Source organism: Streptomyces verrucosisporus (assembly GCF_017114865.1).
In the GTDB taxonomy this organism is placed as follows: Bacteria; Actinomycetota; Actinomycetes; order Streptomycetales; family Streptomycetaceae; genus Streptomyces; species Streptomyces fenghuangensis.
The window spans coordinates 89043-110012 of sequence record NZ_JADEYH010000020.1 but is presented as its reverse complement, the minus strand read 5'-3'; the positions used below and the strand labels follow the sequence as shown (position 1 = coordinate 110012).

Genomic DNA, 20970 nt, shown 5'->3' with positions numbered 1-20970 from the left:
CGCGAAGACCGAGGCCCCCGAGGGCGAGCCGGGCGCGGACGCGGCCAAGACCGAGGCCGCCCCCGCCGCGGCGGCGAAGACGGTGCCCGCGCCGGCGACGCGAGCCAAGGCGGTCAAGAGCACCGCAGCGGCCAAGAGCTGAGCCGTGGCGGGACGTCAGGGGGAGCCACCGGCAGATCCGGAGGAGCGGGCGCGGGCGATCTGCCTGCGCCTGCTCACCGGAACGCCGCGCACCCGCGGGCAACTCGCCGAGGCACTGCGCAAGCGGGAGATCCCCGAGGACGTCGCCGAGTCGGTGCTCTCCAGGCTGGAGGACGTCGGGTTGATCGACGACGCGGCGTTCGCCGACGCCTGGGTGGAGTCCCGTCACCATGGCCGGGGTCTCGCCCGCCGGGCCCTCGCCCGGGAACTGCGGCACAAGGGCGTTGACTCCGAGTTGATCGACCATGCGGTGGAGCAACTGGATCCGGGGCGGGAGGAGCGGACCGCCCGAGCCCTTGTGGAGCGCAAACTGCGCGCCACCAAAGGGCTGGAGCGCGACAGGCGGCTGCGCCGGCTCGCCGGGATGCTGGCGCGCAAGGGCTACTCAGAGGGGCTCGCTCTCCGGGTTGTGAGAGAGGCGCTGGAAGCGGAAGGGGAGGATATGGAGGAGTACCCCCTGTACGGCGGGGACTGAGCCGCACGGTATCTGTCGGCGGCGGCACCGATCGAAGGCACCACCGGTCGACGACGGAGTCACGAGTCCGCTGCGGCCGCCTCCCCGATCAGGGTGCCGCGTACCACGTCCACGCAGGCGCGCAGCTCACCGGTCCGGGCACCGGGCAGCGCGGTCACCAGATGCCCGTCCGGGCGGATCACCAGGGCGGTGTGGGCGACCGCGCCCGGATAACCCTCTGCCACCAGCAGCTCAGCGGGCACCGTCAGCCCCTCCACCACGGCGGCCAGCTCCGGCATCAGCCCGGCCGACAGCCAGTGGCGGCTGTCCCACACATGGGTGCCGGGCGCGATCAGCAGTACCAGCAGATCACCGCCCAGCCGCTCCCACAGCCGTCCCCGCGTCCCGTCCAGGGCCGTCACCGGCACATCCCGCACAGGTGACCCCGGATCGGTCCCGACAGCGAGTGCTCCTGGAACGGTGTCCTGCCCCGGTGCCAGCGGCGAACGCCCGTGGCACGGGGGCGCGCCCAGCGGTCCCCGGCCCAGATGCCCGTCCGTCAGCAGCTCCAGGTGTCCCCGTGAGGCACCGGACAGCAGGGTGCGCAGTCCCCCGCCCCCGCGTACCAGAGGCAGCGCCTGGTCGAGGGCGCGCAGCCGGGCCCCCACCGCGCCGCGGCGCTCGGTCTCATAGCTGTCAAGCAGTTCCCCGGGCGCCCGGCCGCGCAGGCACAACGCCAGCTTCCAGGCCAGATTGGCCGCGTCCCGCAGACCCTCGTCGACGGACTGGGTGCCCAGCGCCCCCAGCAGATGCGCCGCGTCCCCGGCGAGGAAGGCCCGGTCCGAGCGCCAGTGCCGAGCCAGCCGCTGGTGCGCGATGTGCACGCCGGTGTCCAGCAGTTCGTAAGGGGGAGGATCCTCCCCGCACCATGCGGCCAGGGTGTCGCGTATCCGGGCCAGCAGCGCGTCCGGGGTGACCAGATCGCCGCGCGGTGGCAGCAGCCAGTCCAGCCGCCACACGCCGTTGGGCAGCGGACGCGCCACCACCTCGCCCTCACCACCGGGCACATCGCGGTGCAGCAGCGCCTCGCCGTCCCAGGGCAGCTGCATCCGCAGGGCCGCCACCGCGTGCCGCTCGACGGAGGTGCGCCCGAGGAAGCGGATCCCCAGCAGCTTGCGCACCGTGGAGCGGGCGCCGTCGCAGCCCACCAGATAACTGCCCCGCCACCAGGCGCCGGCGGAGCCGGAAACGCCGCGGGTGTGGGCCGACACCCCCCGCTCGTCCTGCTCCAGCTCGTCCAGGCGGGCCCCGGTGACGATCTCGGCCAGCGGCTCCCGCTCCAGCGCGGCCCGCATACCCCGCTCCAGCGCGTACTGCTGTATGTGCACCGGCGAGGTCCGGGCGTCCAACTCGATCCGCCGCACCGGTTGCCGCCGCCGCTCGGTGCGCCACGCCGCCCACCGGGCGCCGCCCAGCGTCGCCGCGTACGCCGCAGTGTCCGGCCGCAGGACGCAGGTGCGCGCCGTACGCTGCTCCACCTCGCCGTCACCGCCGTCCAGCACCACCGACGGCACACCGTGGCGTGCCAGCGCCAGTGCCAGCGCCAGCCCGACAGGTCCCGCGCCGACGACGATCACCGGGTCCACGACGAGCGGTCCTCGCAGTTCTCACGGCCCGGGCGGTTCTCACGGTCGGGGGAGGGGAGAGGGGGTGGAGCCGATGGAGCCCGGTACACGATCACACCTCGTATGCAACCCACTGCCTGTGCCCCCGTCAAGCGACGGGGGCACAGGCAGTGGGCGCACAACGGGCGCGGAAGGGGGAGCGGCGCGCGGCTACTTCCGGGCGTGGGGCTCGACGTGGGGCTCGTCGAACTCCATCTCCGTGTCGGCGCCGCCGTGCAGCACGGCCCCGGTGGACCGCTTGCCGCGCCGCAGCCGTCCCTCGAGCCAGCTCGCGAAGCTGGTGAGCAGGAAGTTCAGCACGATGAAGATCAGCGCGATCACGGTGAAGGCCGCGATGGTGTTGGCACCGTAGTTGGCGGTGATCACCCGTACCTGGCTGAGCAGTTCCATGTAGCCCAGCAGCGCGCCGCCCAGCGCGGTGTCCTTCACGATCACCACGAGCTGGCTGACCAGCGCCGGCAGCATCGCCGTGACCGCCTGCGGCAGCAGCACGTAGAGCATGATCTGCCCCTTGCGCATGCCGATGGCCTTGGCCGCGTCCGTCTGGCCCGAGGGCAGCGACAGGATGCCCGCCCGTACGATCTCCGCGATCACCGAGGCGTTGTAGAGCACCAGGCCCGTCACCACGGCGTACAGCGGGCGCACATCGGAGGACAGGTCGGTGAACTGCGCGTACGCCGCGTTGGCGAAGAACATCATCAGCAGCACCGGAATGGAGCGGAAGAACTCCACCACCGCGCCGGCGGGGACGCGGACCCACCGGTGGTCGGACAGCCGGGCCATGCCGAACAGCGCACCCAGCGGAAGCGCTATGACGATCGACAGGAAGGCGGCCTTGAGAGTGTTGAGCAGGCCGGGGATCAGATATGTCGTCCACACCCGGCCGTCGGCGACGAACGGCTCCCACTTCGCCGCCTCGAGCTGGTTCTTGTCGGCCATGGTGTCCAGCGCCCACCACAGGGCGAGGGCGAGGAGGAGCAGGAACACCACGGAGTAGAGGATGTTGCGCGCCTTGGCCCGCGGGCCCGGTGCGTCGTACAGAACGGAGAGGTTGCTCATCGCTTCACCGCCACGCGCTTGCTGACCCAGCCCAGCAGCATGCCGGTCGGGAGTGTCAGGACAACGAACCCGAAGGCGAACATCGCGGAGACCAGGAAGATGGCGTCGCTCTCGTACTCGATCATCGTCTTCATCAGCGCCGCGGCCTCCGCCACCCCGATGGCGGCCGCCACCGTGGTGTTCTTGGTCAGGGCGATCAGGACGTTCGCCAGAGGCGCCACGACGGCGCGGAACGCCTGCGGGAGGATGATGAGGAACAGCACCTGGAAGAAGCTCAGCCCCAGGGCGCGCGCCGCCTCTGCCTGCCCGACGGGCACCGTGTTGATGCCCGAGCGCAGCGCCTCGCACACGAAGGTGGCGTGGTAGGCGATCAGTCCGAGCACGGCGAGCCTGAAGCCGATCGTCTCGAAGTCGCTGCCGCCGGCGAGCGTGATGCCCAGCGTCTGGAACAACCCCAGCGAGGCGGCCAGGATGATGACCGTCAGCGGGGTGTTCCGCACGACGTTGACGTAGGCGGTGCCGAAGGCGCGCATCAGCGGCACCGGGCTGACCCGCATGGCGGCCAGGATCGTTCCCCAGACCAGGGAGCCGATCGCCGAATAAACGGTGAGCTGCACCGTCACCCAGAAGGCTCCGAGCACGTCGTACTGCCCGGAATCAAGAAAGTCGAACACGTTCTCCCGCGCTCTCGCCTCGTCGGATGGCGTCTCGTCGGACACCGTCGGAGGTGCGGTGTGCCGTCGCCGCCCGCGGACGGCGACGGCACACCGCGGACGGCGTCAGTTCGTCTCGGTGATCTCCGGGGCGGGCTCGTACTCGTAGTTGGCCGGGCCGAAGTGCTTCTTCGCGGCCTCTTCCCAGGCGCCCTCGTCGACCATCTTCTTGAGGGCGTCGTTGATCTTCTTGCGCAGCTCGGTGTCACCCTTCTTCAGGCCGATGCCGTACGGCTCGTCGCTGAGGCTGAGGCCGGCGAGCTTGAACTTGCCCTGGTGCTCCTTCTGCGCCGCGTAGCCGGCCAGGATGGAGTCATCGGTGGTCAGGGCGTCGACGGCCTCGTTCTCCAGGCCGGTCAGGCACTCCGAGTAACCGCCGTACTCGATCAGGTTGGCTTTCGGTGCGAACTTCTTGTTGGCGTTCTGCGCCGAGGTGGAGCCGACGACCGAGCAGAGCTTCAGCTCCTTGGTGTTCAGCTCGTCCTTGTTCCACGCGGAGTCGTCCTCGGCGCGGACCAGGAAGTCCTGGTGGGCGAGGAAGTACGGGCCGGCGAAGTCCACCCGCTCCTTGCGCTCGTCGTTGATCGTGTAGGTGGCGGCGATGAACTTCACGTCGCCGTTGGCGATCATGTTCTCGCGCTCGGCGCTGGGAGCCTGCTTCCAGGTGATGTCCTTCTCGTCGTAGCCCAGCTCCTTGGCGACGTACTTGGCCACGTCCACGTCGAAGCCGGTGTACTCGCCGTCCTGGGTCTTCAGGCCCAGACCCGGCTGGTCGAACTTGATGCCGATGTTGATCTTCTCGTCGTCGGAGCCGCTGGCGCCGCCGCCGCACGCGGTGGCGGTCAGGGCGAGGACGACGGCGGTGGCGGCCACGAGGCCGGGCTTGCGGAAGGTCATGGTGAACATCCCTGGAGTCGTATCGTGCAAAAATCCGCTGAGCCGTTGCCGGATCAGTGGTGAAGGATCTTCGACAGGAAGTCCTTGGCGCGGTCGCTGCGCGGGTTGCTGAAGAACTGGTCGGGAGTGGCCTCCTCGACGATCCGCCCGTCGGCCATGAAGACCACCCGGTTCGCCGCGGAGCGGGCGAAGCCCATCTCATGGGTGACGACGACCATCGTCATACCGCCCTGTGCGAGCTGCTGCATGACCTCCAGGACCTCGTTGATCATCTCGGGGTCGAGCGCGGAGGTCGGCTCGTCGAAGAGCATCACCTTCGGGTCCATCGCCAGCGCGCGGGCGATGGCCACGCGCTGCTGCTGACCGCCGGAGAGCTGTGCGGGGTACTTGTCGGCCTGGTTGGCCACCCCGACCCGGTCGAGCAGGGAGCGGGCCTTCTCCTCCGCCGCCTTCTTGTCGACGCGGCGGACCTTGAGCTGGCCCAGCATGACGTTCTCCAGCACCGTCTTGTGCGCGAAGAGGTTGAACGACTGGAAGACCATGCCGACATCGGCGCGGAGCCGGGCCAGTTCCCTGCCCTCGGCGGGCAGCGGCTTGCCGTCGATCAGGATCGTCCCGGAATCGATCGTCTCCAGGCGGTTGATGGTGCGGCACAGCGTGGACTTCCCGGACCCCGAGGGTCCGATGACGACGACGACCTCGCCCCGCGCAATGGTCAGGTCGATGTCCTGAAGGACGTGCAGGGCACCGAAGTGCTTGTTGACATTGTCCAGGACGACCAGGTTCTCCGCCGTCGGTGCGGCGTCCTTGGTCACCGATACATTGCTCATCGGCGTCATTCGCTCCGTCCTCGTCGGTTGAGGGGACCTTAGTGACCACCGTTGAGCAACGTCATCCCATCTGAGCTGAACTTGAGCATAACGATCCAGCCGCAAAGGGACTTATCGCCCGAAATGTTCACCGGCCGGCGTATCGGCTGCTTAACGTGGGGGTTCGCGTGGAGAAGAGGCCCGCCGGGTCTTGACGCGCCGGGCCGGATCGGAGTGGATGACTGCCACACCCGGGAGGGGCTGGACGGACACACGGGGGAACACCTGGGGAGAAGAGGGGCCATGAGACTGCTGCTGGTCGAGGACGACGACCGGGTGGCCGCGGCGCTGTCCGCCGTGCTCGCCCGGCACGGCTTCGACGTGGTGCACGCCCGCGGAGGCGAGGAGGCCCTGCGGCGCCTGCTCCCGGACGGAGCCGCGGCGCCCTTCGACGTGGTGCTGCTCGATCTCGGTCTGCCCGACATCGACGGTTTCGAGGTCTGCGGCCGCATTCGCCGGTTGACCAGCACCCCGGTGATCATGGTCACGGCGCGGGCCGATGTGCGCTCCCGCGTCCACGGCCTCAACCTCGGTGCCGACGACTACGTGGTCAAGCCGTACGACACCGCCGAACTCCTCGCCCGGATCCATGCCGTCAGCCGCCGCACCGCCCCCGCCCCCGCGGCTCCGGCCGGCGCACCGGCCGGCCCCGGCGCCGACCGCCCCGCGGGCGGGGAGGCGGGAAGCGCCCGGGCCGCGGGGACCGGAGAGCTGAGCCTGGGGCCGCTGACCATCGAGACCGACACCCGCCGGGTCACGGTGCGCGGCGAGGCGGTCCCTCTGACCCGCAAGGAGTTCGACCTGCTCGCACTGCTCGCCCAGCGCCCCGGCGTCGTCTTCCGCCGTGAGCAGATCATCAGCGAGGTCTGGCGCACCAACTGGGAGGGCACCGGCCGCACCCTGGAGGTCCACATCGCCTCGCTCCGCTCCAAGCTGGCCCTGCCCGCCCTGATAGAGACGGTGCGCGGAGTCGGCTACCGGCTCGTCGCCCCCACCGGCTGAGGCCGGGACCAGGACCGGGACGAAAGCGGACCGCCCGCCGTGCGCACACGCCTCCTCGCCCTCCTCAACGCCCTGATGGCCGCCGTTCTGCTCGCCCTCGGCTTCCCGCTCGCCGCGAGCATGGCCGCCGCCGAACAGCAGCACGTCGTCGTCGACCGCATCGACGACACCGCGCGCTTCGCCTCCCTGGCGCAGTACGTCACCACCCGCCCCCCGGCCCGCAGCCCCACCACCGCCGAGGCCCGCCAGCAGGACGAGCGGCTGGCCACCCTGCGGGACGAACTCACCCGGTACCACGATCTTTACGGCATCAGGGCCGGCGTCTTCTACCGCGACGGCAGCCCGATGGCCGCGGCCCCGGCGACCTGGCGGCCCCCGCGCCGGGGAGAGGGCGCCGCGGCCTTCGCCGAGGCCCTGGCCGGGCGCCGCAGCCACGACCCGCCCCAGGTGTGGCCCTGGCAGGAGGGCCGGATCGCGGTCGCCTCACCGGTCGTACGCGACGGCGACGTCGTCGCCGTCGTCCTCACGGACTCCCCCACCGGGGCGATGCGCTCGCGCATCCTGCACGGCTGGCTGCCGCTGGCCGTCGGGGAGGCGGCCGCCATGCTCGTCGCCGTCGCCTTCGCCGTCCGGCTGACCGGCTGGGTGCTCAAACCGGTGCGCGTACTGGACAAGGCCAGCCACGACATCGCCACCGGGCGGCTGGCCTCCCGGGTGGCCGCCCTGAGCGGGCCGCCGGAACTCCAGCGCCTGGCCCGGTCCTTCAACGAGATGGCCGACCACGTCGAGACCGTCCTGGAGCAGCAGCGCGCCTTCGTCGCCGACGCCTCCCACCAGCTGCGCAACCCGCTGGCGGCGCTGCTGCTCCGCATCGAACTGCTGGCCCTGGAACTGCCCGAGGACAACGAGGAGATCGCCTCGGTGCGGGCCGAGGGCAAGCGGCTGGCCCGGGTACTCGACGACCTCCTCGACCTCGCATTGGCCGAGCACACACCCGCCGACCTGCGGCTGACCGACATCGCCGCGCTCGCCGCCGAACGCGTGGCCGCCTGGCGTCCGGTCGCCGACCGCGAGGGGGTGGAGCTGCGTGCGGCCGGGCAGGGTGCGGTGACCGGCTGGGCCGACCCGGTCGCGCTCTCCAGCGCGCTGGACGCGGTCGTGGACAACGCGGTGAAGTTCACCCCCGCCGGGGAGTCGGTCACGGTCACCGTCGCCGCGGCCGGCGGGCGGGTGATCATCGAGGTCGCCGACCACGGGCCCGGCCTCACCGAGGACGAGCTGAACCGGATCGGGGACCGCTTCTGGCGCAGCGGCCGCCACCAGAACGTCTCCGGCTCCGGCCTGGGCCTGTCCATCTCCCGCGCGCTGCTCGCCGCCGGCGGGGCGGACATCTCCTTCGCCCGCAACGAACCGCACGGACTGCGTGTGGTGATCGGCCTGCCGAGGAACGCGCCGGACGCGGGGTGAGGCCCGGAGGGGGCCGCGGTCGCGGGGTGCCGCAGCCCGCCGCTCGGCCCGCGGCGTCCGTACCGGGTCCCGACGGCCTCCGCCGACCACCGCCGGCCGCCATCGGCCCCGCCCGCCCCTGGCGGGACGGGATCAGGACTTCACGGAGCGGTAGTAGCGCTCGGCGCCCCGGTGCAGCGGAAGCGGATGGGTGTAGATGGCCGTGCGCAGGTCGACCTTCTGCGCGGCGTGGACCGCGCGGCCGATGCGGTCCCGGCTGTTGATCACCGAGCGGGTGATCCCCTCGGTCAGCGCGGCGTCCGTGCCCTCCATGGTGACCAGCAGGTTCGCCACCGCGATCGTCTCGACGGCCTTGCCGTCCCGGACGGCCGGGTAGGCGTCGGAGGGCATCAGGGCCGCCCGGTAGGAGCGGGTCTGCGGCTCCTGGGCGTGCAGCACCGGCACCAGGTCGCCCAGCGGTACGAGGCGGATCTCGGTGGCCTCGGCGAGCTGCTCGATCGCGCCGGTCGGCAGCCCGCCCGACCAGAAGAAGGCGTCCAGTTCCCCACGGACCAGCAGTTCCGGCATCCTGTCGATGCCCTGGAGCACCGGCTGGACGTCCTTGTCCGGGTCCAGACCGGCGGCCTTCAGCAGCCGGCCCGCGATCAGGTTGACGCCGGAGCGCCGCTGCCCGAGCCCGACCCGCAGCCCCTTCAGGTCCTCGGCGGCGCGCACCGGCGAGCCGGCCGGGACGACGAGCTGGATGTAGTCGTCGTACAGCCGTGCGCAGGCCCGCAGCCGGTCGGCGTCCTTTCCGCCGGAGTTGACGTAGGCGGCGACCGCGTCGGCCGCGGCGATGGTGAAGGAGGCCTCGCCGGAGATCAGCCGCTCTATGTTCTGCACCGAGCCCTGGCTGGGCACGAGGGTCACGTCCACCCCGGGCAGGTCGCTGCCCAGCTGCTCCTTCAGCAGCTCCCCGTAGCGTTCGTAGACCCCGCCCCGGGCGCCGGTGGTGAAGACGACCTGGCCACTGGGCGCCGGGCCGCCGTCGGGCAGCAGCCACCACAGCAGCAGCGCGAGCACGGCGGTCGCGGCCCCGGCGGCCGTCAGCGGCCGCCGCGCCCATGGGCGCCGTATGTGCGGGGAGACCATGACACCGATCCTGCCAGGACCGCTGTGCGGAAGGGAGAGGCGGGGCGGACGGGGGAGCGCGTACCCTGTCGACTGAGATGAGTGCGAAGACTTACCAGGTGCGCACCTACGGGTGCCAGATGAACGTCCACGACTCCGAGCGCCTGTCGGGCCTGCTGGAGGACGCGGGCTATGTCCGGGCCCCGGGGGACACCGACGACGCCGACGTGGTCGTCTTCAACACCTGCGCGGTGCGGGAGAACGCCGACAACAAGCTGTACGGCAACCTCGGCCACCTCGCCCCGAAGAAGGCGTCCCGGCCGGGCATGCAGATCGCGGTCGGCGGCTGCCTGGCGCAGAAGGACCGCGACACCATCGTGCGGCGCGCGCCCTGGGTCGACGTGGTCTTCGGCACCCACAACATCGGCAGCCTGCCGGTGCTGCTGGAGCGCGCCCGCGTCGAGCAGGAGGCGCAGGTCGAGATCGCCGAGTCGCTGGAGGCGTTCCCCTCCACGCTGCCGACCCGGCGCGAGAGCGCGTACGCGGCCTGGGTCTCCATCTCGGTCGGCTGCAACAACACCTGCACGTTCTGCATCGTCCCCGCTCTGCGGGGCAAGGAGAAGGACCGCCGGCCCGGCGACATCCTGGCCGAGGTCGAGGCGCTGGTCGCCGAGGGCGTCACCGAGATCACGCTGCTGGGGCAGAACGTCAACGCCTACGGATCCGACATCGGCGACCGCGAGGCCTTCTCCAAGCTGCTGCGCGCCTGCGGGAAGGTCGAGGGCCTGGAGCGGGTCCGCTTCACCTCTCCCCACCCGCGCGACTTCACCGACGACGTCATCGCCGCCATGGCCGAGACGGAGAACGTGATGCCGCAGCTGCACATGCCGTTGCAGTCCGGCTCCGACCGCGTGCTGAAGGCGATGCGCCGCTCCTACCGGCAGGAGCGCTTCCTGGGCATCATCGAGAAGGTCCGGGCCTCGATCCCCGACGCCGCGATCTCCACCGACATCATCGTGGGCTTCCCCGGCGAGACCGAGGAGGACTTCGAGCAGACCCTCCACACCGTCCGCGAGGCCCGCTTCGCGCAGGCGTTCACCTTCCAGTACTCCAAGCGGCCCGGCACCCCGGCCGCCGAGATGGACGGGCAGATCCCCAAGGAGGTCGTGCAGGCGCGGTACGAGCGGCTGGTGGCCCTCCAGGAGGAGATCTCCTGGGCGGAGAACAGGAGGCAGGTCGGGCGGACGCTGGAGGTCATGGTCGCCGAGGGCGAGGGCCGCAAGGACGGTGCCACCCGCAGGCTGTCCGGCCGCGCCCCCGACAACCGCCTGGTCCACTTCACCCGCCCCGACGGCGATGTGCCGCGCCCGGGGGACATGGCGACCGTCGAGGTCACCTACGCCGCCCCGCACCACCTGCTGGCCGAGGGCGCGGTGCTGGGGGTGCGGCGCACCCGTGCGGGCGACGCCTGGGAGCGGCGCAACGCCGCGCCCGAGGCCGGGCCCCGGGGCGTGATGCTCGGGCTGCCGACCGTCGGCGTCCCCGAGCAGCCGCCCGCTGCGCCGGGCGGCTGCACCGCCCGCTGACGCACCCGCTTTCCGGAACGCACAGGCGCGCGGGCCCGGCGTACGCGCGCCGGTCGTGAGCCCGGCGTGCACCGGTTGCGCGCTGGTCAGGCGTGTGCGGGCCCCTGTGCGCCCGACCGCGGGGAGGGAGTGCGGCGGTAGGCTGCGAGCCATGCTTGTCGCCGCCGCCGTATGCCCCTGTCCGCCGCTGCTGGTGCCCGAGGTGGCGGGGGGCGCCGCCCATGAGACGGACGAAGCCCGGGCCGCCTGCTACGACGCCATCGGCGTTCTGGCCGCCGCTCGCCCCGACCGGCTCGTCGTCGTCGGCACCGCCGACCAGGCGGGCCGGGGCAGGTATCCGCAGGGCGCCACCGGGTCCTTCCGCCCCTTCGGGGTCGGCCTGGAGGTCCGGCTGGGGCCGGGCGAGGGTCCGTCCGCCGGGCATCCGCTGCCGCCGTCCCTGGCCGTGGGCGCCTGGCTGCTGGAACGTACGGGCTGGGGCGCGGCGCCCGTGGAGGGGATCGCGGTGGGGGAGCCGCTGCCGAAGGAGCGCTGCGCGCGGACCGGGCGGGAGCTGGCCGCCTCGGCGGAGCGTGTCGCGCTGCTGGCGATGGGCGACGGCAGCGCCTGCCGGACGATCAAGGCCCCCGGCTACTTCGACGAGCGCGCCCCCGCCTTCGACGCGGACGCGGCCCGCGCCCTGGACGCCGCCGACCCCGCCGGGCTGCTGGCCCTCGACGAGGAGCTGGCCTACGAGCTGAAGGCGTCCGGCCGGGCCTGCTGGCAGGTGCTGGCCGGTGCCGCCGAGGGTGCGGGGCTCCAGGGGCGGCTGCTGTACGACCAGGCACCGTACGGTGTCGGCTACCTGGTGGCGAGCTGGTCGTAGACCGACCAGACCCCGCCGTCCCCGCCGCACGGCGGGGACGGCGGCCGCTCAGGCGGCGGGGCCGGCGGTGTCCCCCTTCTCGTCCCTCTCACGTGTCAGCCGCTCCCGCGCCTCCCGGATCTTCGCGTCGCGGGTCCCGGTACGGCGCCGGTGCCTGCCCCTGCTCCCGCCACCGGACGTCTCCCCGGCTTTCCCGCCGTGCCGACCGGCCACGCCCCTGACCCTGTCCATGATGCCCATGGCGGTCACTCCGTTCTCTCGCGCGCCTCTCGCGCCCTGCCGACGACCCCCGCCCCGGGGCGGAGTCCCCGACTCCCCCTCCCGTGTATCACCACCAATGGTGCGAATAACCTCATATGAGCCAAAGACCTTACTCGCGCGGCGGGAGTCCCGCGTTTCACGGAGCGGTTCACCGGCCCGCGCTCCGGGCACCCGCCCACGGCCGGTGCGCGCGGCGCACGACGGCCGCGGGGCGCCGCGTGACTCGTTCGGACTCCTCCCCGTGCGTTTGCGAGACTTGGGCCGTGAGCAGCTCACCCCCCAACCCCCGTGTCATCGCCGTGGTCGGACCCACCGCGGCCGGAAAGTCCGACCTGGGCGTCGCCCTCGCCCGGCACCTCGGCGGCGAGGTGATCAACGCCGACTCCATGCAGCTCTACCGAGGCATGGACATCGGCACCGCCAAGCTGACGCCAAAGGAGCGCCAGGGCGTTCCGCACCGCCTTCTGGACGTCTGGGAGGTGACGGTCACCGCCAGCGTCGCCGAGTACCAGCGCCTGGCCCGCGCCGAGATCGACCGTCTGCTCGCCCAGGGGCGCACCCCCGTGCTCGTGGGCGGATCCGGGCTGTACGTGCGCGGCGCCGTCGACGCCCTTGAGTTCCCCGGCACCGACCCGGCCGTACGGGCCCGGCTGGAGGCCGAACTGGCCGAGTCCGGCTCCGGGGCGCTGCACGCCCGGCTCGCCGCCGTCGACCCCGGGGCGGCCCGCGCGATCCTGCCGGGCAACGGCCGCCGGATCGTCCGCGCCCTGGAGGTCGTGGAGATCACCGGCCGCCCCTTCACCGCCAACCTCCCCGGCCCCGACCCCGTCTACGACACCCTCCAGATCGGAGTCGACGTCGCACGCCCCGAGCTCGACGAGCGGATCGCCCGGCGGGTGGACCGGATGTGGGAGGCCGGGCTGGTCGAGGAGGTGCGCGGGCTGGAGCGTGCTGGACTGCGAGAGGGCCGCACGGCCTCACGGGCCCTGGGCTACCAGCAGATCCTGGCCGCCCTGGCCGGCGAGTGCACCGAGGACGAGGCGCGCGCCGAGACCGTACGCGCCACCAAGCGCTTCGCGCGGCGCCAGGACTCCTGGTTCCGGCGCGACCCGCGTGTCCACTGGCTCAGCGGTGCGGCGGACGATCGCGGCGAACTCCCCGACAAGGCGCTGGCCCTCCTCGAACGAGCGGTCACAGCCTGATCACGTGATGGCATCGGGACGCCCAGTGGGCGCTGGACGGCCGCCCAGGCGTGCCATCATCGAGCATCGGCGAGCATCGACCGTCGATTGAGCCGCAGAGCCGGGAGTTGGGAGGGCACGTGGCGATGGAGGCCGGCCCCCGCAACAGCGACGAACCGGTCGTCGAGCAGCTCCGCGCCGCCGGCGACGGCCCGAGGGCCCTGGACTGCGTGGGCCCACCGGAGGACGGGAACGGACTCGAGGTGCTGGAGGAAGCGGCCCCCGAGGAGGACGAGTCCTACGCGGAACTCCGTCCGCCCCGGAAACTGCGGCTGTGGCAGCTCGCCCCCGTCGTCGGCCTCGGCGCGGCCGGCTCGCTGATGTTCGCCTTCCCGCTCGCCTTCGGGCTCGGCGAGGGCGGGGCGGTGGTCGCCATGCTCGGGCTGCTCCTCAGCTGCTGCGCCGCCGGCTGGGGCATGATGGCCGCCCGCCGTGCCGGCCTCGCCTGGCCGGGCCTGCCTGCGCGCGGATCCGGGGAGCGTCCCGACTGGCGTCTGGTCGTCCTGTACGCGCTGATCGCCGGCACCCTGGTGGCGCTGGCCGTCTGGCGCGTCGCCCGACTCCGCTAGCGCCGGCCCGGCCGGTGGCCGGACCCCGCCCCGTACGATGGGCACCGTGAACAGCGCAGCAGGGGCCGCAGGCGCGCCCGTGCCGTTCCTCAAGGGACACGGCACCGAGAACGACTTCGTGATCATCCCCGACCCGGACGGAACGCTTGACCTCCCCGCCGGGACCGTGGCCCGGCTGTGCGACCGGCGGGCCGGGATCGGCGGGGACGGCCTGCTGCGGGTGGTGCGCTCCGCGGCCCACCCCGAGGCGCACCCGATGGCCGGCGAGGCCGAGTGGTTCATGGACTACCGCAACGCCGACGGCAGCATCGCGGAGATGTGCGGCAACGGCGTACGGGTCTTCGCACGCTACCTCCAGCGCGCCGGGCTGGCCGGGGCCGGCGACCTCGCCGTCGCCACCCGGGCCGGTGTGCGCCGGGTACGCCTGGCCGAGGACGGCGGCGTCACCGTCCACATGGGCGCCGCCAAGTTGCCCGGCGGCACGGAGGCGGACATCACCGTCACGGTGGGGGAACGCAGCTGGCCCGCGCTCCACGTCGACATGGGCAACCCGCACGCCGTCGCCTTCGTCGACGACCTCGCCCACGCCGGTGACCTGTACACCGCCCCGGCCGTGGCGCCGGCCACCGCCTACCCCGAGGGCGTCAACGTCGAGTTCGCCGTCGGCCGGGGGCAGGGCCACGTGGCCCTGCGGGTGCACGAGCGCGGTTCCGGCGAGACCCGCTCCTGCGGTACGGGCGCCTGCGCGGTCATGGTCGCGGCCGCCCGCCGCGACGGCGCGGATCCGGCCGCGGACGGCGCTCCGGCCACCTACACCGTCGACGTCCCCGGCGGGCGGCTGGTGATCACCGAACGCCCGGACGGCGGCGTCGAGATGACCGGCCCCGCCGTGATCGTCGCCGAGGGCACGATCGACCCCGGCCTGCTCACCGCTTCCTGAGGGCGACCGCTCGAACGGGTGATCCCGGCCACTGCGGACGGGAGGCGGCCCGCGGGGTGTGGGAGGCTCGGTAGGATCAAGCCCCCCGACGCAGTGGGAGGTGCCATGAGCGCAGTACGGAGCCTTCGCAAGCTCGGTCGTGCGGCCCTCCTGGGCCCGTCGCCCCGGCACGCCCTCCCCGACGCCATCGAGCACGTGGCCAAGGCGCACCGCGCCCACCACCCGGGCGCCGACCTCGACATCCTGCGCCGCGCCTACGTTCTGGCGGAGTCCTCGCACCGGGGGCAGACGCGCAAGAGCGGCGAGCCGTACATCACCCACCCGCTGGCCGTCACCCTGATCCTGGCCGAACTCGGCGCCGAGACGACGACCCTGACGGCCTCCCTGCTCCACGACACCGTCGAGGACACCGAGGTGACGCTGGAACAGGTGCGGGCGGAGTTCGGCGAGGAGGTGGGCTACCTCGTCGACGGCGTCACCAAACTGGAGAAGGTGGACTACGGCGCCGCCGCCGAGTCGGAGACCTTCCGCAAGATGCTGGTGGCCACCGGCAACGACGTGCGGGTGATGTCCATCAAGCTCGCCGACCGGCTGCACAACATGCGCACCCTGGGCGTGATGCGGCCCGAGAAGCAGGCGCGCATCGCCCGCGTCACCCGGGACGTGCTGGTCCCGCTGGCCGAGCGGCTGGGCGTGCAGGCGCTCAAGACCGAGCTGGAGGACCTGGTCTTCGCCGTACTCCACCCCGAGGAGTACGACCGCACCCGGGAGCTGATCCGCGAGCACAACGCCGGTGCCGACCCGCTCGCCGGGATCGCCGAGTCGGTGCGGGCCGTACTGCGCGATGCGGACATCGCCGCCGAGGTCCTCATCCGGCCGCGGCACTTCCTCTCCGTCCACCGGGCCCGCGCCAAACGCGGCGAGCTGGGGTCCTGCGACTTCGGGCGGCTGCTGATCCTGGTCGCCGAGAACGCCGACTGCTACGCGGTCCTGGGGGAGCTGCACACCTGCTTCACACCGATGATGTCGGAGTTCAAGGACTTCATCGCGGTGCCGAAGTTCAACCTGTACCAGTCGCTGCACACCGCGGTCGCCGACACCGGGGGGCGGGTGGCCGAGGTACTGGTCCGCACCCACCGGATGCACCGGGTCGCCGAGGCGGGGGTGATCGCCCTCGGCGACCCGCACCGGACCTCCGGCGCCCCCGGCTCCGACCCCGCCGGCGAGGCGGCCGCCGCGGACGACGGACGTGCCGACCCCACCCGTCCCGGCTGGCTGGAGCGGCTGCTGGAGTGGCAGAGCCACGCACCCGACCCGGACACCTTCTGGGCCGAGCTGCGCGACGACCTCGCCCAGGACCGCGAGATCACCGTCTTCTGCACCGATCCGGGCGGCCCCGGCCGGACCGCCGCCCTACACCTGCCCGCGGGCGCCACCTGCGTGGACGCGGCCTACGCCCGCTACGGCGCGGCCGGGCACGCCCTGGTCGGAGCCCGGGTGGACGGACGGCTCGCGGCGCTGGGCACCGTGCTGAGCGACGGCGACTCGCTGCAGCTGCTGATGGCTCCCGAGGGCACGTCCGGTCCCTCCCCGCAGTGGCTGGAGCACGCCCGCACCCCCACCGCGCGGATCGCCATCCGCACCTGGCTCGACGCCTGTGCGGAGGATGTGGAGGGCGGCGAGCGGCCGGAGGGGGCGGGCGGGGAGGTCCGTCGTGAGGCCCGGTCGGCCGCGGCCCGGGAGCCGGGCTCCCCTCCAGCCGCCGTACCGTACGGCCCGGACCGGGCCGTACGGGCCCGCGAGAGGCCCGCGGCCGTGGCCGGGCTGCCCGGCGCACCCGTACGGCTGGCCCGCTGCTGCACGCCGGTGCCGCCCGACGCCGTGGTCGGCTTCGCGGTGCGCGGCGGCGCGGTGACCGCCCACCGGGAGGGCTGCCCCACCGTGGGCCGGATGACCGCCGCCGGGCGCGAGACCGTGGCCGTGCGGTGGCAGGACTCCGGCGCGGGCTGCCGGGTGACACTGCACGCCGAGTCGCTGAGCCGCCCGCACCTCCTGGCCGACCTGACCGAGGCCATCGCGGCGGAGGGGGCCGCCGTGGTCTCCGCCGAGGTGGAACCGCCCAGGGAGCACCGGGTGCGGCACACCTACACCCTGCGGCTGGAGGACGCCGGCGAGCTGCCCCGGCTGATGCGCGCCATGCGGGAGGTGCCCGGCGTCTACGACGTCGTCCGGGCCGCCCGCCCCCAGCTCTGAGGGGCCCGATCAGGGGAGTCCGGCCCCGCGGAAGGGCGGGAGGCCGCGCAAACCAGGTGACGGCCGGGCCGGACCGTGCCACCATCATCGTGTCCGGGGCGGGCCGCGGTCCGTATCCGTACAGGTCCCCGTGCTCATGCCGGCGGGAATGTTCCGGGCGCCGCGCACGTTGACCCGGACGCCTTGACTCCATCGACGTAAGGACTCACTTGACCTTCTCTTCCTCCCTTCCGCAGAACGGCCAGCGCCTCGCCGAGACGTACCGCCGAGCCGACGCCCTGATGGAGGAGGACGTCGCTTGGAGCCAGGACACCGACGGCGAGCGTGACGGCGACCAGTACGACCGCTCCGAGCGCGCCGCCCTGCGCCGCGTCGCGGGCCTGTCCACCGAACTCCAGGACGTCACGGAGGTCGAGTACCGGCAGCTGCGGCTGGAGCGCGTGGTACTCGTGGGCGTGTGGACCTCCGGCACCGCGCAGGACGCCGAGAACTCCCTCGCCGAGCTCGCAGCCCTCGCCGAGACCGCGGGCGCGCTCGTCCTCGACGGTGTGATCCAGCGCCGTGACAGGCCGGACCCGGCCACCTACATCGGCTCCGGCAAGGCGCACGAACTGCGCGACATCGTGGTCGAGACGGCGGCCGACACCGTCGTGTGCGACGGTGAGCTCAGCCCCGGCCAGCTCATCCACCTCGAGGACGTCGTCAAGGTCAAGGTGGTGGACCGCACCGCCCTGATCCTGGACATCTTCGCCCAGCACGCCAAGTCCCGCGAGGGCAAGGCACAGGTCTCGCTCGCACAGATGCAGTACATGCTGCCCAGGCTGCGCGGCTGGGGCCAGTCGCTGTCCCGGCAGATGGGCGGTGGCGGCTCCGGATCCTCCGGCGGCGGCATGGCCACCCGAGGTCCCGGTGAGACCAAGATCGAGACGGACCGGCGGCGGATCCGCGAGAAGATGGCGAGGATGCGCCGGGAGATCGCGGAGATGAAGACCGGCCGCGACGTCAAGCGGCAGGAGCGGCGCCGCAACAAGGTGCCCTCGGTCGCCATCGCCGGATACACCAACGCGGGCAAGTCCTCGCTGCTCAACCGCCTCACGGGTGCGGGCGTGCTGGTGGAGAACGCGCTGTTCGCCACCCTCGACCCGACCGTGCGCCGTGCCGAGACCCCCAGCGGGCGCTCGTACACCCTGGCCGACACCGTCGGCTTCGTACGCCATCTGCCGCACCACCTCGTCGAGGCGTTCCGCTCCACGATGGAGGAGGTCGGCGACGCCGACCTGATCCTCCACGTGGTCGACGGCTCGCACCCGGCGCCGGAGGAGCAGCTCGCCGCCGTGCGCGAGGTGATCCGGGACGTCGGCGCGGTGGACGTGCCCGAGATCGTGGTGGTCAACAAGGCGGACGCGGCCGATCCGCTCATGCTGGCGCGGCTGCTGCGCGCGGAGAAGCACGCCATCGCCGTCTCCGCCCGCACCGGGCAGGGCATCGAGGAGCTGCTGGAGCTGATCGACCGGGAGCTGCCGCGCCCGGCCGTGGAGCTGACGGCGCTGGTGCCCTACACCCGCGGCGACCTGGTGTCCCGGGTCCACGCCGACGGGGAGGTCCTCTCCACGGAGCACACCGAGGGCGGCACGCTCCTCGCGGCCCGTGTCCACGAGGAGCTGGCGGCCGAACTCAGGGCGTACGTCACCGCGGGCACGGGGGCCTGACCCCCGGCACCGCACACGTCCCGCGACAGCGCGCACCGGGCCCGTCCCCTCTCCAGGGGGCGGGCCCGCGGCCGTGCGGCGGGGGAGGGGCGGGCATACTGAGTCCATGATCAGAGTGCTGGTCGCCGAGGACATGCACGTGGTGCGGGCGGGGCTGGCGGAGATCCTGGACGGACAACTGGGCATCGAGGTCGCCGGGCAGGCGGCCGACGGCCCGGCCGCACTGGAGGCGGCCCTGCGGCACGGGCCCGACGTCGTGCTCCTCGACATCGATCTGCCCGGTCTGGACGGCATCTCGGTGGCCGCACGGCTGCGCGAGAGGCTTCCGTCGTGCCGTTGCCTGATGCTCACCGCACTGGACCGCCCCGGACTGTTACGCAGGGCCCTGGACGCCGGAGCGGCGGGCTATCTGCTGAAGACCGCCACGCCGGGTGAGCTCGCCTCGGCCGTGCGCACCGTCGCGGCCGGGGGACGGGCCGTCGACCCCCGTCTGGCCGAACAGAGCTCGGAACTGGGGGAGAACCCGCTGACCGCGCGTGAGGCCGAGGTGCTGCGGCTGTCCGCGGGCGGGGCGGGGGCCCGGGAGATCGCCGCGGAGCTATTCCTCGGCGTGGGTACGGTGCGCAACCGCATATCCACCGCGGTGGGCAAACTCCACGCCCGCACCCTCGTCGACGCCGTCAGGATCGCCGAGCGCAACGGCTGGATCTAGCGGCAGCACGACCGACAGCCGGAACGATCCGTCCCCGGCCGCGAAGGTCAGGGCACCGCCGAGCACCGCCGACCGGGCCGCCAGGCCGGCCAGCCCCGCGCCGGTGAGCGGCCGGCGGCGCGGAGCGCCGTCGTTGGCGACGGTGAGCTCCACCCGCCCGTCGTGCTGGTTCACGGCGATCTCGCAGTTCACGGCCCGGCTGTGCCGCAGGAGGTTGCCGGTGGCCTCCCGCAGCGCCGCGCCCAGGCAGTTGCCCACGGCCGGCGACAGCCGGCTGTCCGGCGGGGCGGTGACCCGGGTGGTGATGCCGGCCTGGGTGAGCAGCCGCCGGGCGTGGACGATCTCGACCTGCAGCGACACCGACAGCCGCCCGTGCGCCACCGCCCGTACCTCGGTGTGCGTACGGCGGGCCAGCGCCGCGGCATCGGCCAGCGCGCGCCGGGTTGAGTCCTGTGAAGCGGGCGAGCCCGCGCCACAGGTCTCCGCACGGTGCAGCGCGGACTCGCACCGGACCGCTATCGACACCAGCGAGGACCCCAGCAGATCGTGCAGGTCCCGGGCGACCCGGTCGCGTTCGCGCTGCTCGGCCAGCCGGGCGGACTGGGCCTGCGCGGCCTGCGTCCGGGAGGCGAGCAGGGCCAGGTGCGCCACGCCGTAGACGCTGCTGGCCGTGATCACGGTGGACACCAGCACGTTCAGGGAGCTGCGCGGGGTGTCGACCAGCGTCCCCGCCAGCAGCGGCCCGCTGGCGACGACACCGGCCGCGATCACCACCGAGGAGGGCGGAGGGACGGTCAGCAGGACCGCTCCGGCCAGAAAGCCCAGCAGGCTGAGCCAGGGACTGGGGAAGAGCAGGATCGGCAGATAGGTCAGTAGTGCCTGCGCACCCAGCAGCCACCACCGCCAGCGGTAGGGGAGCCGGTAGGGAGGAGGCGCGTACTGGCCGAGCAGCACGGCGGGCAGGACGATCAGCAGCAGGAGGCCGGTGACCACCGTACGGCGGCTCAGCGGCTGGCTGAGCACGTCCAGCGCGACCAGGGTGAGCGATCCGGCGATCACCAGGGCGACCGTCCCGAAGGCGATCCACGAGCTCTGCGGCGCCCGGACGCGGCTCCGCTTTCCGTTGGCCATCCAACCCTCCTTTCGGCGGCGGGGGTTGAGGAGTACCCGGCACCCGTGAAGCCTGTGGGAAGTTGTACGCGGAATCGGTGAAGATCTCACTTCTTTTGCGGTCGGGCCGGTGGTCGGATCAGCGGCGACCTGTGCTGCCGAGGAGAAGGACACACCCGGTGAGAGACCACACACCCCCGCCCGAGGAGTGGGAGGGGTCCGTACCGGCGCTGCAGCGCCGCAGACGCCTGCTGCCCCGTATAGCCC

General features: G+C 72.9%; 18 protein-coding genes and 1 pseudogene. 11 read left to right on the top strand and 8 right to left on the bottom strand.

Going from position 1 to position 20970, the window contains the following annotated elements:
- Positions 1-676: pseudogene (gene recX / locus IQ279_RS20530) on the top strand (recombination regulator RecX); the annotation flags it as partial.
- Positions 677-735: 59 nt separating this feature from the next.
- On the opposite strand, the gene IQ279_RS20525 reads toward recX, so the two are convergent.
- From IQ279_RS20525 to IQ279_RS20505, 5 genes are all read right to left on the bottom strand, one after another.
- Positions 736-2301: an FAD-dependent monooxygenase gene (locus IQ279_RS20525; protein WP_206350301.1), complete on the bottom strand. Its 1566-nt coding sequence runs from the start codon at positions 2299-2301 to the stop codon at positions 736-738.
- 189 nt (positions 2302-2490) lie between these two features.
- Positions 2491-3399, bottom strand: coding sequence for an amino acid ABC transporter permease (locus IQ279_RS20520; protein WP_206350300.1), 909 nt, complete (start codon positions 3397-3399; stop codon positions 2491-2493).
- A complete protein-coding gene (locus IQ279_RS20515) occupies positions 3396-4073 on the bottom strand; it encodes an amino acid ABC transporter permease (protein WP_206350331.1) in 678 nt (225 codons plus the stop codon). Before IQ279_RS20515 ends, IQ279_RS20520 begins: the two co-directional genes overlap by 4 nt.
- A gap of 105 nt (positions 4074-4178) precedes the next feature.
- Entirely contained in the window at positions 4179-5009 is an 831-nt protein-coding gene (locus IQ279_RS20510; protein WP_372445193.1) for a glutamate ABC transporter substrate-binding protein, read from the bottom strand.
- A 53-nt stretch (positions 5010-5062) separates the two neighbouring features.
- Positions 5063-5839: an amino acid ABC transporter ATP-binding protein gene (locus tag IQ279_RS20505; protein WP_206350298.1), complete on the bottom strand. Its 777-nt coding sequence runs from the start codon at positions 5837-5839 to the stop codon at positions 5063-5065.
- A gap of 282 nt (positions 5840-6121) precedes the next feature.
- On the opposite strand from IQ279_RS20505, the gene IQ279_RS20500 reads away from it, so the two are divergent.
- Positions 6122-6880 (top strand): response regulator transcription factor, encoded by a 759-nt coding sequence (locus tag IQ279_RS20500; RefSeq protein WP_206350297.1) that lies wholly within the window; start codon positions 6122-6124, stop codon positions 6878-6880.
- 39 nt (positions 6881-6919) lie between these two features.
- Positions 6920-8347 (top strand): sensor histidine kinase, encoded by a 1428-nt coding sequence (locus IQ279_RS20495; RefSeq protein WP_206350296.1) that lies wholly within the window; start codon positions 6920-6922, stop codon positions 8345-8347.
- A gap of 132 nt (positions 8348-8479) precedes the next feature.
- Here the strand turns inward: IQ279_RS20495 and IQ279_RS20490 are convergent, their stop codons facing one another.
- Complete coding sequence (locus IQ279_RS20490) at positions 8480-9478, bottom strand: TAXI family TRAP transporter solute-binding subunit (RefSeq protein ID WP_206350295.1); 999 nt, start codon at positions 9476-9478, stop codon at positions 8480-8482.
- Positions 9479-9555: 77 nt separating this feature from the next.
- On the opposite strand from IQ279_RS20490, the gene miaB reads away from it, so the two are divergent.
- A complete protein-coding gene (gene miaB, locus IQ279_RS20485; protein ID WP_206350294.1) occupies positions 9556-11043 on the top strand; it encodes a tRNA (N6-isopentenyl adenosine(37)-C2)-methylthiotransferase MiaB in 1488 nt (495 codons plus the stop codon).
- 151 nt (positions 11044-11194) lie between these two features.
- Complete coding sequence (locus IQ279_RS20480) at positions 11195-11908, top strand: class III extradiol dioxygenase subunit B-like domain-containing protein (protein WP_206350292.1); 714 nt, start codon at positions 11195-11197, stop codon at positions 11906-11908.
- Between the two features lie 48 nt (positions 11909-11956).
- Here IQ279_RS20480 and IQ279_RS20475 read toward each other — a convergent pair whose 3' ends face one another.
- Positions 11957-12148: a hypothetical protein gene (locus IQ279_RS20475; RefSeq protein WP_206350291.1), complete on the bottom strand. Its 192-nt coding sequence runs from the start codon at positions 12146-12148 to the stop codon at positions 11957-11959.
- A 284-nt stretch (positions 12149-12432) separates the two neighbouring features.
- On the opposite strand from IQ279_RS20475, the gene miaA reads away from it, so the two are divergent.
- The 6 genes from miaA (at position 12433) to IQ279_RS20445 (ending at position 19593) form a co-directional block, all read left to right on the top strand.
- Positions 12433-13371, top strand: coding sequence for a tRNA (adenosine(37)-N6)-dimethylallyltransferase MiaA (gene miaA / locus IQ279_RS20470; protein WP_206350290.1), 939 nt, complete (start codon positions 12433-12435; stop codon positions 13369-13371).
- A gap of 125 nt (positions 13372-13496) precedes the next feature.
- Entirely contained in the window at positions 13497-13979 is a 483-nt protein-coding gene (locus tag IQ279_RS20465; protein WP_206350329.1) for a hypothetical protein, read from the top strand.
- A 37-nt stretch (positions 13980-14016) separates the two neighbouring features.
- Complete coding sequence (gene dapF, locus IQ279_RS20460) at positions 14017-14919, top strand: diaminopimelate epimerase (protein ID WP_206350289.1); 903 nt, start codon at positions 14017-14019, stop codon at positions 14917-14919.
- A gap of 105 nt (positions 14920-15024) precedes the next feature.
- Positions 15025-17172, top strand: coding sequence for a RelA/SpoT family protein (locus IQ279_RS20455; protein WP_206350288.1), 2148 nt, complete (start codon positions 15025-15027; stop codon positions 17170-17172).
- A gap of 209 nt (positions 17173-17381) precedes the next feature.
- On the top strand, positions 17382-18881 hold the full coding sequence (gene hflX / locus IQ279_RS20450) for a GTPase HflX (RefSeq protein ID WP_206350287.1): 1500 nt from the start codon (positions 17382-17384) through the stop codon (positions 18879-18881).
- Positions 18882-18987: 106 nt separating this feature from the next.
- Complete coding sequence (locus IQ279_RS20445) at positions 18988-19593, top strand: response regulator transcription factor (RefSeq protein ID WP_206350286.1); 606 nt, start codon at positions 18988-18990, stop codon at positions 19591-19593.
- Here the strand turns inward: IQ279_RS20445 and IQ279_RS20440 are convergent.
- Positions 19480-20724, bottom strand: coding sequence for a sensor histidine kinase (locus tag IQ279_RS20440; protein WP_206350285.1), 1245 nt, complete (start codon positions 20722-20724; stop codon positions 19480-19482). The genes IQ279_RS20445 and IQ279_RS20440 overlap by 114 nt on opposite strands.
- Between the last annotated feature and the right edge of the window lie 246 nt (positions 20725-20970).